This is a genomic window from Geobacter sp. (assembly GCF_030834625.1).
Classification (GTDB): domain Bacteria; phylum Desulfobacterota; class Desulfuromonadia; order Geobacterales; family Geobacteraceae; genus Geobacter.
The window spans coordinates 106,280-120,416 of sequence record NZ_JAUQXO010000009.1 but is presented as its reverse complement, the minus strand read 5'-3'; the positions used below and the strand labels follow the sequence as shown (position 1 = coordinate 120,416).

Below are 14,137 nucleotides of genomic sequence, written 5' to 3'. Positions count from 1 at the left end.
TAACCGTCAGGGAGAGACGTCATGGAAATACGAATACTGGTTGTCGATGATGAACTGAGCATGAGGGAATTCCTCGCCATACTCCTCAAGCGCGAGGGGTACGTGGTGGATCAGGCCGATTGTGCGGAAAAGGCCCTGGAATTCCTCGACAACGCCACATATGACCTGGTCATCTCCGACGTGAAGATGCCCGGCTTGGACGGCATCGCCCTGCTGGGCCGGATCAAGGAGAGCACCCCCGACACCGCCGTCCTCATGATGACCGCCTTCTCCACCGCCGAGCAGGCCGTGGAGGCCATGAAGCTCGGCGCCTACGACTACCTCGCCAAGCCCTTCAAGGTGGAGGAGGTGAAGGTCCTGGTCCGCAACGCCCTTGAAAAGCGGGACCTGAAGCGGGAAAACCAGCGCCTGCGCCAGGAGGTCCAGGAGCGCTACAGCTTCAGCGGCCTCATCGGCAAGAGCAAGAAGATGCGGGAACTCTATTCCCTCATTGAGAAGGTGGCCCCCAGCATCGCCAACGTCCTGATCCTCGGTGAGAGCGGCACTGGCAAGGAACTGGTGGCCCGGGCCATCCACTACAACAGCCCCCGCAAGGACAAGGCCTTCGTAGCGGTGAACTGCGGGGCAATCCCCGAAACCCTCATGGAGAGCGAGCTCTTCGGACACAAGAAGGGGTCCTTCACCGGCGCCATCAACGACCGGCCCGGCCTCTTCGAGCAGGCCGGCGGGGGGACCCTCTTCCTGGACGAGATCGGCGAGGTTCCTCTCCAGCTCCAGGCAAAGCTCCTGCGGGTCCTCCAGGAGAAGGAATTCAGGCGGGTAGGGGGGGTGGCCGACCAGAAGGCCGACGTGCGGATCGTTGCCGCCTCCAACCGCAACCTCGAAGAGCAGGTGCGGGAGGGGACCTTCCGGGAAGACCTCTTCTACCGGCTGAACGTGGTCCAGCTCCAGATGCCCCCCCTGCGGGAGCGGACCGAAGACATCCCCATCCTGGTGGAGCACTTCTACCGCAAGTACGTCCAGGCTCCCCGGAATGGCGAGATCATCACCCCCGGCGCCCTGAAGATGATCATGTCCTACGGGTTCCCGGGGAACGTGCGCGAACTGGAGAATCTCGTGGAGCGGTGCGCGGTCCTCGGTGGGGGAGAGATCGCCGAGGAGAGCCTTCCATCCCAGGTGCGGGGGAGCCAGAAGTCCGCAGCGGCCCCGGGCGGCGATTTCGAGATACCGGCCGATGGAATGGACCTGGAAGGGTATCTGGACGGCATCGAGAAGCGGATCCTTCTCCAGTCCCTGGAGCGGTGCGGCGGGGTGAAGAAAAAGGCGGCGGAATTCCTTGGATTAACCTTCCGGTCGTTCCGCTATCGGCTGGCGAAGTTCGGGATGGATGAGGAGTGAGTGTTGGCCAGGTGACAAAAAATGTCAGGCACGGGTGACGAAATGGGAGCGATTTTCCTCTATCCTGTCTAAGTAGGTTGATTTTATTGGAGTTTAGGTGTATGAGATAGTTGGTCTGGCTTTTGCTAAATAGAGAACAGCGTTTAAGGACTAAACGGATAATTGGCCAACTATCCTAAACCCAAGAGCACCAGGAGCACACACTGGAAAGGAGATGCACATGCTACAGAAACTCAGAAACAAGAAAGGCTTCACCCTCATCGAGCTGCTGATCGTCGTGGCGATCATCGGTATCCTGGCGGCAATCGCGATCCCGCAGTTCTCGGCGTACCGGGTCAAGGCGTACAACAGTTCCGCGAGCAGTGACCTGAGAAACCTGAAGACTGCCCTTGAGTCGGCGTTCGCTGATGACCAATCTTATCCGCCTGAAGGCTAATCGAGAAAAGGATACGGAGGATACCATGAAAAAATTCATCGCTGTTATAGCTGTCATGATCGCCCTTGAAGGGATGGCTTTTGCGGCTGGAAAGATTCCCACAACTACCATGGGGGGGAAAGCCTTTACCTTCAAGTCGTCATCCAATGTTGATGTTACGTATTACACCACTAATGCTGCAACCAACACGGCTGGAACTGTCAATACCGACTATGTTGCCAATACCAAGAACACTTCCGGCAACCGTTTATTTTCTTCCTCCAATAATACTTCCAATCTCTGGTATCAGGAAGATAATGATTGGAAGGGCAAAGACGTAGCCGGTACTACAAAGGCTATAGCAGATTTTTCCAAGGGGAAAGATTCCGATTATGATGCTGCTGGCGGGTGGTCTTCCCAGTAGTCCCGATCGAGAAACCTTCATCTGAAAAAAGGGGCATGCAAATGCCCCTTTTTTTCATTAGCAAAAGTTAGTGGGTATGCGTGTTATCATGGTTGGTCATCTTCTTGTCGTCATTGCAGCCACCATTCTTGCTTACCTTAACCTCATGAACGCGGATTTCCTGAGCCTTGACGACAGGTACCTGATAGGTGCCCTTCAAGGAAGGGAGTCCAACGTCTTGGAATGGCTCTTGGGTGGAGGAGGGGATTACTTCCGCCCACTTGCTTTTTTATCGTACACGTTGGATTTAAATCTTTTTGGTCCGGATCCCCGCTGGTTTCATCTGGTGAATCTCGCGATCCACCTGTTTAATGCTTCACTTGTCTATTATCTCGCGAGCATCCTCAGTCGTGGTGCTGATCATGGGAACCGGATTGCCCTGGTTTCTTCCCTCTTCTATGCTCTTAACCCCTTGAACACCGAAGCAGTTGCCTGGGTTTCGGGACGATTCGATCTCCTGTGCGGTTTCTTTTTCCTTTTGGCTCTGATCGTTGTCGCTGACAGGCGGGTTTCGGCCCGCAACGGGTCAATTGCCCTTTTCCTCACGCTGCTCTGTTCGTTGCTGTCAAAGGAGGCTTCAGTCGGCTTTGCTTTGATATTTACGGCATTACTGATGGTTGATCCGCCAGAACGGAGGAGCAAGCGCTCTGTGCTGCTTCTGGCAACGGCTTGGCTGACGACGGGTCTCTATCTCTTTTTGCGCACCGGTTTAACTGCCAGGGCAGACAGCGGTGTCGTAAAGGTTATTGGTGTATCAAAGCCCGTGACGACCATCGTCTTCGAGAGCTTTGCTGCCTGCGGGTTTTACCTGAAAAAGCTGTTCATTCCATTTCCGTTGAATTTTGCCATTACTACGATCAACAAGCCGCTCTACTTCGGCATCAGCGTGGCGGTGCTCCTCTTGTTCCTTTGCGTGTTTGTCCGGCTTCGTGAGAGCCGACTGCCTCTTCTCATTGTTGTCATTTCCCTGATCCCCCCCGTGATGGCCCTCCATGGCGGGCTCCCCTGGACCCCCTATGCGGAGCGTTACCTGTATCTTCCCATGGTTGGCATGGCTCTCCTTGTGGGGACACTCTGCTCACGCCTGCCGCGCACGTTTTTCGTTCTGTCTTTTTCATTCATACTGCTGCTTGCGTTCCCTACGATGCAGCGTGTCGGCGTTTGGGCCGATTCAAAGGCTTTCTGGCTCGATGTGATGGCAAAATCACCGGAGTTCCCCCGAAGCTATTCCGGGGTGGCGATTGAGCTTATGTCGGAAAAAAGATATGATGAGGCCGAAAAGTTATTCGAGAAGACCTTGTCGATGGGATATGAGCGAGAATTCATATGGGAAAATCTCGCAAAGATTCATCTGGCAAGGAAGGACATGTCGGCATACGAAGATGCCATGTGCCGTGCTGCCGAACTTTCGCCGGTGCCGCGTTCGACCACTATGTATGGCGCTTTGACGCAGACTCTCATGTATTATGGGAGTACCTCTGATTCCAAAAGGGATATTTATCGTCGTGTGGTGCGCTACCACATCAAAGCATTTGAGAAGGACAACAATTATAGCGACGGCCTTTACAATGCCGGTAAAGTAGCAATGCTTGCTGGTGACCAGAAGAATGCATTGCGATATTTCGAGATGTTTTTGAAGCAGCCAGGTGAATCTATGTTCAAACCGTTTGCCACTCGATTGATTGCCAAGATTGAAGCAAACCCCCAGATGACCGGAGCTAAATAATGCAACAAATAGCGTTGATTGCCTTCAAGGGTATTATCAGGGACCGTGTACTACACGGAGTAGGGTTAGTCTCTTTATTTTTTCTTTTTATTCCATCAATAAGTTCCCTGTCCATGCGACAGGTGGCTGAATTGTCAATAACGCTTTCGCTTTCTTTTATCTCATTCCTGTCGGTTGTATTGGCTGTTTTTCTCGGTGCAACTCAACTGTGGAAAGATATTGAGCGGAGATATACCTTCAGTGTTCTGAGTCTCCCTGTGAGCAGGACCAGTTACCTGTTGGGCAAATATTTGGCGGTTGCCTTCTTCATTCTGTGTGTATCCGGACTTCTGGTGTTGGCGGCACTCGCCGTTATTATGATCTCCTCAACCATGTATGTGCCTGATCGGCCTGTTGCCTGGGATATCATATTGTTATGCGCTCTTTTTGATGCTATGAAATCACTCCTTTTGATTGCGTTCGCGTTTCTTTTCTCAACGGTCAGCACCTCTCTTTTCCTCCCTGTTTTTGGCACTATTGCCATCTATTTTGCCGGAAATGCCAGTCAACAGGTCTATGAGTACATTACTGCCGGTGGAGGGAAACAACTTCCCGAGGTGTTGAGATGGGCGGCTAATGCTCTCTACTATCTTCTTCCCAACCTGAGTGCCTTTGATCTGAAAACCTTCGCAATATATGCCGTTCCGCCTGATGTCCAGGGTCTATTGACCACTGGTGTTTACTTTGTTGTGTACACGGCCATTATTCTTTTCTGTTCATCCATCATATTCAGTCGCAAGGAAATGAACTGATGAAAGTGAGAGGGCTTATACTGCTCTTGCTCATTGGGGTGTACAGTGCCGTCATGGTGCCATTCACTCACTACATGCGGAGCCGTCCTTTTGCGGAGAAACTTGGGTACCTGCCGGCAAACGATGCCCTCAGGTGTCTTGTCGCCGACCAGAAACAGGCTGTTGGAGCTTCACTCATCATGAAGGTCATGATGTACTTCGGCGGCAGGGTGAGCAGCGAGGAGTTGAAAGCCAAGGCGTCGGTCGATTACAAAGCAATGTCCAGGACTGTCCACGCCGCCCTGAAGCTCGATCCGTACAATATGGACGGTTATTACTTTGCGCAGGCAGTCCTCGTCTGGGATGTCGGGCAGTACCAAGTGGCCAACGATTTACTGCAATACGGCATGAAGTACCGGACATGGGATTGGTATCTGCCGTTTTTTGCCGGGTTCAATTATGCCTATTTCCTGAAGGACTACCCTAATGCAGCCAGGATGTACATGCGCGCCGGAGAGTTGTCCGGCGATCCGCTGTTCAAGAAGCTCGCCGGACGCTATTTGCAGCAGTCGGGTCAAACCGAAATAGCTATTGCGTATCTGACCACCATGGAGAAGGGGACAAGAGACAAAGCGGTCAAAGAGTCATTCCGTATCCGGTTAACGGCTTTCAGGAAGGTGCTCTTGATCGAGAAAGCCCGCGACAGGTTTGCTTCTGAACGCGGCAGGCGCCCCTTAAGTGTTGAAGAGTTGATGGCGACAGGTTATCTGAAGGCGGTACCCGTTGATCCCTATGGAGGGAAGTTCTATCTGGAACCCGATGGGACGGTGAGCACTTCCAGTAAGTTTGCATTTGCTGGTGTCAAGAATCAGTAGGAAGGGGTAATTTCATGGAGGCTCTCATTACTCGTGAGAATGCAGGGATACCAGCTATTGGCATTGAACAGATGTCCAAAACCTATATCGGGAAGAAAAGGGTTCGGGTCGAAGCATTACAAAATGTTTCACTGACAGTGGGTCGTGGCGAGGTTTTCGGTTTCCTGGGGCCAAACGGAGCGGGGAAGAGCACCACCATTAAATGTCTTGTGGGTCTCATGCGCCCAACAAAAGGGGATGCCACCATAATGGGAGAGGGTATCTCTTCGCTCGCTTCCCGGCGCAATATAGGCTACTTGCCCGAAAATCCCTCTTTTTATGATTATCTTTCGGCGGAAGAGTATATCAGGTTTGTTGGCTCGGTATTCCAGATGCCGGCTGAACAATTGGTGTCTAAGTGCGAGGAAGTACTCAAGCTGCTTGAGCTCTGGGATGCACGCAAACGTCCAATCCGCAGTTATAGCAAAGGCATGGTTCAGCGTGTTGGCTTGGCCCAGGTGCTTATTCACGACCCTGATGTGTATATCCTCGATGAGCCCATGAGCGGACTTGATCCTTTAGGTCGGGCGTTGGTTAAGGATATCATCGGTGATCTGAAGAAACGGGGCAAGACGGTGTTTTTCAGTACGCACATTATCGATGACGTGGAAAAGGTCTGTGACCGTGTCGGGATCATTTCCGGTGGTGTATTGAAGAGCGTTGAGCGTGTCGATCGGATTTTGGAGCAGGGTGTGACGGGCTATACCATCACGGCCCAGAATGGCAAGGGAGAAATCCGGACCTTTACCGTTGAGCGCGACGATCTGAGTGGTAACCTTGCAACCTTGACCGCAGACGGTTTTACCGTGTCACTGATTGAACCCGTCAGGAAGAATCTGGAGAGATTTTTTCTCGATATCGTGCAAGAGTCAAGAAAGTCTGAGTGATGGTGGGTTTCCTGGCGTTATTAAGGCTTTGCAGGCCTACCCAGTGGCTCAAGAACCTGATGCTCTTTTTCCCTCCCTTTCTCTCGGGCTCGATCCTCCACCCTGAGGTTGCCGTCAAGGGAATGCCCGCATTTATTGCATTCTGCCTTGCTTCCAGCTCTGGGTATATCCTTAACGACATCGTAGATCTGGATCACGACCGACTCCATCCCCGGAAAAAGTATCGCCCATTACCCGCCGGTGTCCTGAAACCTGTTGCGGCTGCGATTCTTGCCTTGCTTCTGTTCTGCGGCGGAACTGGCGTTGCCGTCATTTCATTATCCTCTCGTTTTCTGTTGTTTTTGTTACTCTATCTCCTTGTTACCGCCATCTATTCGCTGAAGGTGAAGGATATTCCCCTCCTTGATGTTTTCTGTGTGGCCACGGGGTTTATCGTCAGGCTTCTAGCTGGTGGCGAGGCTTTTGCAGTACTTGTTTCCGATTGGCTCTTTCTTACCGTATTTCTTCTAGCGCTCTTCCTGAGCATCGGCAAGCGCTTGACCGAGAAGCGCAACCTCGGGATTGAGGCAGAGCTTCACCGCAAGAGCCTTGCGGGCTATCCAGACGGTTTTTTGGACGGGGCCATGTATTTGACGGGAGGCTCCGTACTAGTAACGTACAGTATGTACACGATTTCTCGGGGGCAGTTACTGTATACGGTTCCACTCTGCTGTTTCGGGTTACTTCGCTACGTGTTGCGCGTGAAGTCAGGCCTTAGTGGTGACCCGACCGAATCTTTGATTAAGGACGCTCAGTTGTTGATAATTGCTCTTGTCTGGGCCGCAGCGATTGCCTGGGAAATCTATTCCGGATATCGGATCTGAATACGCAAACCATGAAAATAGTCAGCATAATCATAGTAAATTGGAACGGCAGAGAGCTTCTGGTGGATTGCATTGATTCTGTTCTCAGGCAGACATACGCAAATTACGAGATCATTTTGGTGGATAATGGCTCTTGCGACGATTCAGTCTCCTTTGTCAACCACACCTACCCTTCCGTGAAGACCGTAAGCCTTGCGGACAACGCTGGATTTACCGGGGGCAACATTGCGGGATACCGGTTTTCGTCAGGCGATTATATTGTCCTGCTCAATAACGATGCGAGACTGACCGATCAGTGGCTTGAACATATGGTTTCGGCAGTTGAATCTGACCCCGCTGTTGGATTCTGTTCTTCCAAAATCATCATCGACGGTACGACGCTGATCGACAGTGCGGGCGATGAGTTTACCTCTGCATTTACGGGCACCAAAATCGGCGAATACGAGGATGAAAGCTTCCATACGCAAGCCAGACAGGTTCCTGGGGCATGCGCGGCCGCTGTTGTTTACAAAAGGGAGATGCTCGAGGATGTCGGCTTTCTGGACCCTGACTTTTTTCTGAACCATGAAGATACTGACCTCAACATGCGTGCCTGGCTTGCGGGCTGGAAGTGCCTGTTTGTGCCGCAGGCGGTGGTGTATCACAAGGTGAGCGCATCCATCGTGCCCATGAGCGACACGGCGGTTTACTACTTTTCTCGAAACAATGAATGGGTGTGGCTGAAAAATGTTCCCCTGGGGTTGATGCTGAAGTCTTTTCCCCAGCGACTCATATATGAGGTTAGTTCGTTTGGATTTTTCTGCATCTTGGCCGGCAGGTGGCGACCTTATCTGAGAGGTAAGCGCGATGCACTTGCCGGAATTCCCGCCATGCTGCGAAAACGGAGTGAAGTGCAACGCCTGCGGAAACTGAGTACCCATGAAATCAGCGCAGGGCTCCTGCCTCTTTCCCTCTATTTGAAAAGGCGGCTTCAACTGGCGTTCAGCGAGCGCCCAAAGGCGAGGGCCTGACGATAATGAGAAAAGAGTTCCTGGTTTTTGGTTCACCCCTCATTGAAGAAAACGAAATCGAGGAAGTTGTCGCTTCCTTGCGGAGCGGGTGGCTGGGGACGGGACCGAAGGTCGCCCAGTTCGAGAATAATTTTCGAGCCTATCGCGGGGCAACCCATGCCGTTGCCGTCAGTTCCTGTACTGCCGCTTTGCACCTGAGCCTCTTGGCGGCTGGCCTGCGACCGGGTGACGAGGTCATTACGACCCCGCTCACCTTTTGTGCGACAGTGAATGCCATCATACATGCTGGCGCTACCCCTGTTCTGGCGGACATAGATCCTCTGACCATGAACATTGACACCGATCGAATTGCTGAAAAAATTACACCCAGAACCCGGGCAGTCGTTCCGGTTCATTTTGCAGGACGCCCGTGCCCGATGGGGCCGATTATGGGGTTAGCACAGGAGCACCACCTCAAGGTAATCGAAGACTGCGCCCATGCCATTGAAGCGCAGTACCACGGCCAGAATACCGGCACGTTCGGCGATTTTGGCTGTTTTTCCTTTTACGTCACTAAAAATATTGTCACCGGCGAGGGGGGAATGGTGCTGGCCAGGCGCGAAGATGATGCTGCCCGTATCAAGACCCTGGCACTGCACGGCATGAGCAAGGATGCCTGGAAGCGGTTCAGTGACGAGGGGTACAAGCACTATCACGTAGTAGAATGCGGATTCAAATACAACATGATGGACCTGCAGGCAGCTATCGGTCTTCATCAATTGGCCAGGGTGGAGCGGCAGTGGGTGCGCCGTCAGGAAATCTGGGAGTATTACAATGAGTCGTTCCGCGACCTCCCCCTGACAGTACCGCCCCCTCCCGAGGCAGAGACACGCCATGCCTACCACCTTTACACGGTTCTTATTGACGAAAAGGTTGCCGGGATTAGTCGCGATGCCTTCCTTGACCGGATGACGGCTCTTAACATAGGCGTCGGCGTACACTATTTGAGCATACCCGAGCATCCTTATTATCAGCAGACCTTTGGCTGGCGCCCGCAAGACTATCCGCACGCCATGAAAATCGGCCGCCAAACGGTTAGCCTGCCTCTTTCGGCGAAACTTACCAACACCGATATCGAAGATGTTGTTGATGCAATAAAGGAAATTATTTCATCGTGATACAGTACCTAGTACGATTACTAACGTCAAAATTCACGGCATTTCATCGTATTATCCCTTGTCGGGAGTCTATGTTGACAGGTGTTGACTATTGGAATGATCGTGCCAGGAAATTTGGTAAGAGAGCAGTTGTAGACCTGAATTACGGGCAATCCCAAGTAGATTCTGTAACTGAGTTCTATAGCTCAAAGCTATTGCCAGTATTTTCAGCGTGTTTGCATGGTGATGAGAAGGTTGTGCTGGACTTTGGATGTGGTTGGGGCCGTTTTTCTCATAATCTTGCTGTGCTGACAGGAGGGAAGGTAGTTGGGGTTGACCCTGTAAGTGAGTTGCTGAAATTTGCCCGGGAAACAGAAAGCGTACAATTCCGTTTGCTCCGCGACGACTCAATTCCGCTACCTGACGAGTCCGTCGATATCGTGTGGGTTTGCTTGGTCCTTGGCGGCATTGATGATACTAGTCTTCACAAAGTGGCCGCTGAACTGACAAGAGTACTGAAAAAAGATGGATTGTTGTTCCTAGTTGAAAATATCACACAGATTTCTGATGGTTCTCATTGGTATTATCGATCATTTGATTTTTACCGACAACTGTTGCCAGAAAGTTGTCTACAGTTTAAAACATCATTCTCTGATAATGGCGAGGTTATAGCTGTTATGGCTGGGAGAAAAGTTTAACTATGTTTTTAAGTCTAAAAAAACGCCTATTTAAGTGTTTTGATGTTTCTATGATTTATCATACAAGTGCAGGAATCAAGAGCTTCAATCAACTAATAAGTAGTGACGCTTTCGTTCCTTATGGGTCTAATGCCGCTGAATTCGTCAATACAAAACATTTGCGGCTTGGAATCGATAACCTTGTGGATAGCTATGCAAATATAGGCAAACCAGTCAATGAGTCGCCACACTTTGAGTTAATAGATAAAATTATGCAGGATAAAGGAATTGAAGGATGCGATTATTTTTATAGATTAGAGATTGGTGCTCTCGACTTAAGGCCGCCACAAAATGTTAAAGGCACTCTTGTTGTCAATAAGACCCGGGCAGACATTTTAGGTATACACAAAAGTATCATGGCAGGACATTGTGAACCTATAAAGACTATAGGTTATGGCGATATTAAATATATAATTGATGGAAAGCACCGTGCGTCTTTATATCATTATTTAGGAATCGATGCTCTTTGTATTGATGTAACACACGTTATTAACGATAGTTTTTTCTGTTGGGTATATCGACTGATGAGAAAGCGGGAAACTGATTATTCAAAACACATACGTTTCTTTCGAGAATTCTATGGTGAGTGAGACAATGCAAAACGAAGCTTATAATTCTATTAATGATATAGTGCGCGATCTGGAAACCCAGCCAATCGAGAGCTCTGGCCATATCTATCACCCCATTCCGTTTCCGGAATTCAGTCATCTGACTACAAGCTCCAATAGAAAACAGGTTAACAAAAAATTCGGGCTCATCATAAAAGCGCTGTCCGAACTGAGGCCTGGCGGAATCATGAATCTATCGGTTCTAGATATAGGTGCAAATGCAGGTTTTTATACATTTTCTCTTGCTCAACGTGGAGCAAAAGTTACTGCCTTTGAGTCTGATCACCGCTATGGTCCAATCGGTCATTTCCTGGCGACTGAAAAACAATTGCCTGTGACTTGGCACAGTGTCCCTTATTCTCCGGATTTTGTGGTTGGACAGCAATTTGATGTGACACTTATGTTGAGTGTTTTTCAATGGATGGCCGATGGTGGCAAGCGGCAAGCAGAAGCGTTGGACGATTTGAGAGTAATTTCAGGGGCGAGCCGTTACTTAATATTTGAACTAGGCTTCAATGTTGGCAAATCATGCCTGAGGACCACTAAGCTCAACCACTACGCTGAATTGATTCGATTGCTTAAAGAAAATACACCCTACATTCATTTCCGTTTGTTGGGGACAACTAGGCTTTGGAAGGGTGCTCGTCGCTTCTTGGTACTGTGCTCTACTGATCCAAGCATGGAAGACGGTTTATTTCGACGTCTGCTTCGACAGCTCAACGTATGACGACGGGGTACCGGTTGACGAATAACATTGTCGCCGGAGTGAAAATATCGACTTTGAGCCAAGCTGGGCAGTTGGTTGTCCAGCTGGTGACGACTCTGGTCCTGGTGAGGCTGCTGACGCCGGAGGATTTCGGCCTCTATGGCATGGCCCTCGTCGTGACCGGGTTGATGGCAACCGTGAGGGACTTGGGCACGGGTGCAGCCGTCATCCAAAAACAGGACATGTCTGACGATCTGCTTGCCAGCCTGTTCTGGTCCAATATCCTGTTCGGCCTCATGGCGATGGTCATGCTTCTTCTTGTTTCACCCCTGGTTGCGGCCTTTTACCGCGAGCCGCGACTCGTGCCAGTCTTGGGCGTGCTTTCCCTTGTCTTCGCCATATCCGGCTGCAGTGTTGTTCATCAGTCCGTCCTTGAAAAACACCTGGCCTTTTCGACCGTCTGCACTATCGAGTTTGTGGCGGCTGCTGCTGGTGCCGTTGTCGCCATTGCGGCTGCATTTCTCAAGGCTGGCATCTGGTGCTTTGTTTGGCAGAACTTGGTGGGTGCGATTGTGTCAACCATACTCTTCTGGATAACAAGTAACTGGCGGCCGGTCGGCTGTTTTAACTGGGCTGGATTAAAGAATGTCTGGAGTTTCAGTCTTAATGTTGCAGGCTTCAATCTGGTTAACTTCTGCACCAGGAATGTGGACAACCTTTTGATCGGTCGGTACCTTGGCGCCCAATCCCTTGGCCAATACGCCGTGGCCTATAGAATTATGCTTATGCCTCTTCAACTTATCTCCGGCGTGGTCGGCCGGGTAATGTTTCCCGTCTATGCCACGTTGCAGGGCGACCTGAGAGAACTTCGCCGAATGTATCTGGTTGTTGTTGGCCAAATTGCCTTCGTTGCGTTTCCCATGGCCTTGATGGCTGTCATGGTTATAGAACCCTTTGTCGATTTCTTTTTTGGTCCAGGTTGGGAACTGCTGCCGCTGCTTGTCGTCATTCTGGCACCGATCGGCCTTATTCAGGCCGTTTCCACCATGAACGGCCATCTTTACCGTGCTATGGGGCGGGCAGACCTGCAGTTCCGGGTTGGCACGGTCTTTACTGTTCTCATGATAACCTCTTTTGCCACAGGTCTGCGATGGGGGGTGCAGGGGGTTGCCGGTGCTTATGCAATTATGTCATTAGTGCTTTTCTTCCCCAGCATGGCAATACCGTTGCGCCTTATAGAGCTACCCATTGCATCGCTGTTTCGTGAACTCTGGCGTCCGGCACTGGCGGCGGGAATTACCTGTGTCCTTGGCTTTGTATGCAGAATGGCGTTACCGTCACATCTCCCTGCTTTCGGCAAATTGGCGATCTTGCTTTTGCTGCCAATGTCAAGTTATGTCGTCATCAGCTGGGTCGTCAATCGGCAGTGCCTGCGGCTGTTTTTCTCCCAACTCTGGCTGAGGAACTCTCCGATATCGAGGGAGAGTGCCGATTCATGCGACTGATTTTCCGTTACGATGACTTCGGAGCAACCGGTGTCGAGGCCTTTTTGCCCATTGACCGAGCGGTGTTCGCAACCTTTACCAGCCTTGGCGTGCCCCTCGTGGTTGGCGTTACACCGTTCATGGCCGATGTCGTGGATGATCCCGAGTGCCAAATGTTTCACGAGCTTGCTGATGACCAGGAACGGCGTGCTCTGCTGGCTGAAGGTTTGACACGGGGATGGCAGTTGGCGCTTCATGGATTCAGGCACCTTGCGGCAATGCACGGGAAGCGGACGGAATTCGCGGGGCAGCCGTTCGACGTTCAACAGGCCATGATTAATGGAGCGAAGGAGGCTGTACAAACGTTGTTCCCCGGATACCCGCTGCAGGTCTTCATCCCCCCTTGGAACAGTTTCGACCGCCAGACTCTGGAATGTCTCAAAAATGCCGGCTTCAAAATTCTTTGTGCCGGACCGCATACTGAAGCAGGAGAGGTGGAGGGGGTTACTGTTGTTCCGTCTTTATTGACTATTCGTCAGTTTGTTTCAATAGTTCGCAGTTACTCCTTGGAAGCCCTGACTTCCCTGTTGGAAAGGTCCACATTAATTGTGACATTTCATGTCTACGAACTGACGGGGGGGAAAGAGCGGTACTCGATCCCTCTGGCGGAATTCCAGGATGTTCTGCGGCTGGTTGTAGAAGCAGGGGTGCCGGTGGATGTTTTCAATAATAATCAGCAGACGGTAAATTTTCAGCCAGCGCGGCAATTTCTGTTGCGCCTGCATCGTTTATCCGTCGGCGATGGGTGGTTGGAAGGGGTGCTCAACCTGTTCCTGAAGAGGTGTAGCCAACAATGATTGGATGGCACCCTTTGAGGAATGTACTCAAACCCCTGATATGGCCACTTGCCAGCCAGCGTTTCCACCTCTGCCCGGTTTGTGGTTATAACGGCCCATTCAGTATGGTGAGGAATCGTCCCCATGCCCGATGTCTGCGTTGTGGTTCCCTGGAACGGCACAG

General features: G+C 51.1%; 15 protein-coding genes. All 15 read left to right on the top strand.

Going from position 1 to position 14,137, the window contains the following annotated elements; genetic code table 11:
• The first annotated feature begins 21 nt into the window (after positions 1-21).
• Positions 22-1,398, top strand: coding sequence for a sigma-54 dependent transcriptional regulator (locus RCH91_RS01265; RefSeq protein WP_306532703.1), 1,377 nt, complete (start codon positions 22-24; stop codon positions 1,396-1,398).
• Between the two features lie 220 nt (positions 1,399-1,618).
• Positions 1,619-1,834 (top strand): type IV pilin protein, encoded by a 216-nt coding sequence (locus RCH91_RS01260; protein WP_306532702.1) that lies wholly within the window; start codon positions 1,619-1,621, stop codon positions 1,832-1,834.
• 25 nt (positions 1,835-1,859) lie between these two features.
• Positions 1,860-2,237 carry a hypothetical protein gene (locus RCH91_RS01255; RefSeq protein WP_306532701.1) on the top strand — a complete coding sequence of 126 codons (378 nt, stop codon included), beginning with the start codon at positions 1,860-1,862 and terminating at the stop codon, positions 2,235-2,237.
• A 76-nt stretch (positions 2,238-2,313) separates the two neighbouring features.
• Positions 2,314-4,002 carry a tetratricopeptide repeat protein gene (locus RCH91_RS01250; protein WP_306532700.1) on the top strand — a complete coding sequence of 563 codons (1,689 nt, stop codon included), beginning with the start codon at positions 2,314-2,316 and terminating at the stop codon, positions 4,000-4,002.
• Complete coding sequence (locus tag RCH91_RS01245) at positions 4,002-4,793, top strand: ABC transporter permease (RefSeq protein ID WP_306532699.1); 792 nt, start codon at positions 4,002-4,004, stop codon at positions 4,791-4,793. The genes RCH91_RS01250 and RCH91_RS01245 overlap by 1 nt, the downstream gene beginning before the upstream one ends.
• 179 nt (positions 4,794-4,972) lie before the next feature.
• The gene (locus RCH91_RS01240; RefSeq protein ID WP_306532698.1) at positions 4,973-5,647 is read left to right on the top strand and encodes a M48 family metallopeptidase; all 675 of its coding nucleotides are present in this window, start codon (positions 4,973-4,975) and stop codon (positions 5,645-5,647) included.
• A 14-nt stretch (positions 5,648-5,661) separates the two neighbouring features.
• Positions 5,662-6,573 carry an ABC transporter ATP-binding protein gene (locus RCH91_RS01235; protein WP_306532697.1) on the top strand — a complete coding sequence of 304 codons (912 nt, stop codon included), beginning with the start codon at positions 5,662-5,664 and terminating at the stop codon, positions 6,571-6,573.
• Entirely contained in the window at positions 6,570-7,436 is an 867-nt protein-coding gene (locus RCH91_RS01230) for a decaprenyl-phosphate phosphoribosyltransferase (RefSeq protein ID WP_373694353.1), read from the top strand. The genes RCH91_RS01235 and RCH91_RS01230 overlap by 4 nt, the downstream gene beginning before the upstream one ends.
• An 11-nt stretch (positions 7,437-7,447) precedes the next feature.
• Positions 7,448-8,446 (top strand): glycosyltransferase family 2 protein, encoded by a 999-nt coding sequence (locus RCH91_RS01225; protein ID WP_306532695.1) that lies wholly within the window; start codon positions 7,448-7,450, stop codon positions 8,444-8,446.
• A 5-nt stretch (positions 8,447-8,451) separates the two neighbouring features.
• Entirely contained in the window at positions 8,452-9,603 is a 1,152-nt protein-coding gene (locus tag RCH91_RS01220; RefSeq protein WP_306532694.1) for a DegT/DnrJ/EryC1/StrS aminotransferase family protein, read from the top strand.
• Positions 9,604-9,677: 74 nt separating this feature from the next.
• On the top strand, positions 9,678-10,280 hold the full coding sequence (locus tag RCH91_RS01215; RefSeq protein ID WP_306532693.1) for a class I SAM-dependent methyltransferase: 603 nt from the start codon (positions 9,678-9,680) through the stop codon (positions 10,278-10,280).
• 2 nt (positions 10,281-10,282) lie between these two features.
• Positions 10,283-10,909, top strand: coding sequence for a hypothetical protein (locus tag RCH91_RS01210; protein ID WP_306532692.1), 627 nt, complete (start codon positions 10,283-10,285; stop codon positions 10,907-10,909).
• A gap of 4 nt (positions 10,910-10,913) precedes the next feature.
• A complete protein-coding gene (locus RCH91_RS01205) occupies positions 10,914-11,654 on the top strand; it encodes a bifunctional 2-polyprenyl-6-hydroxyphenol methylase/3-demethylubiquinol 3-O-methyltransferase UbiG (protein WP_306532691.1) in 741 nt (246 codons plus the stop codon).
• 14 nt (positions 11,655-11,668) lie between these two features.
• Positions 11,669-13,138, top strand: a complete 1,470-nt coding sequence (locus tag RCH91_RS01200; RefSeq protein WP_306532690.1) for an MOP flippase family protein — start codon at positions 11,669-11,671, stop codon at positions 13,136-13,138.
• Positions 13,129-13,974, top strand: a complete 846-nt coding sequence (locus RCH91_RS01195) for a DUF2334 domain-containing protein (RefSeq protein WP_306532689.1) — start codon at positions 13,129-13,131, stop codon at positions 13,972-13,974. Before RCH91_RS01200 ends, RCH91_RS01195 begins: the two co-directional genes overlap by 10 nt.
• Positions 13,975-14,137: the final 163 nt, after the last annotated feature.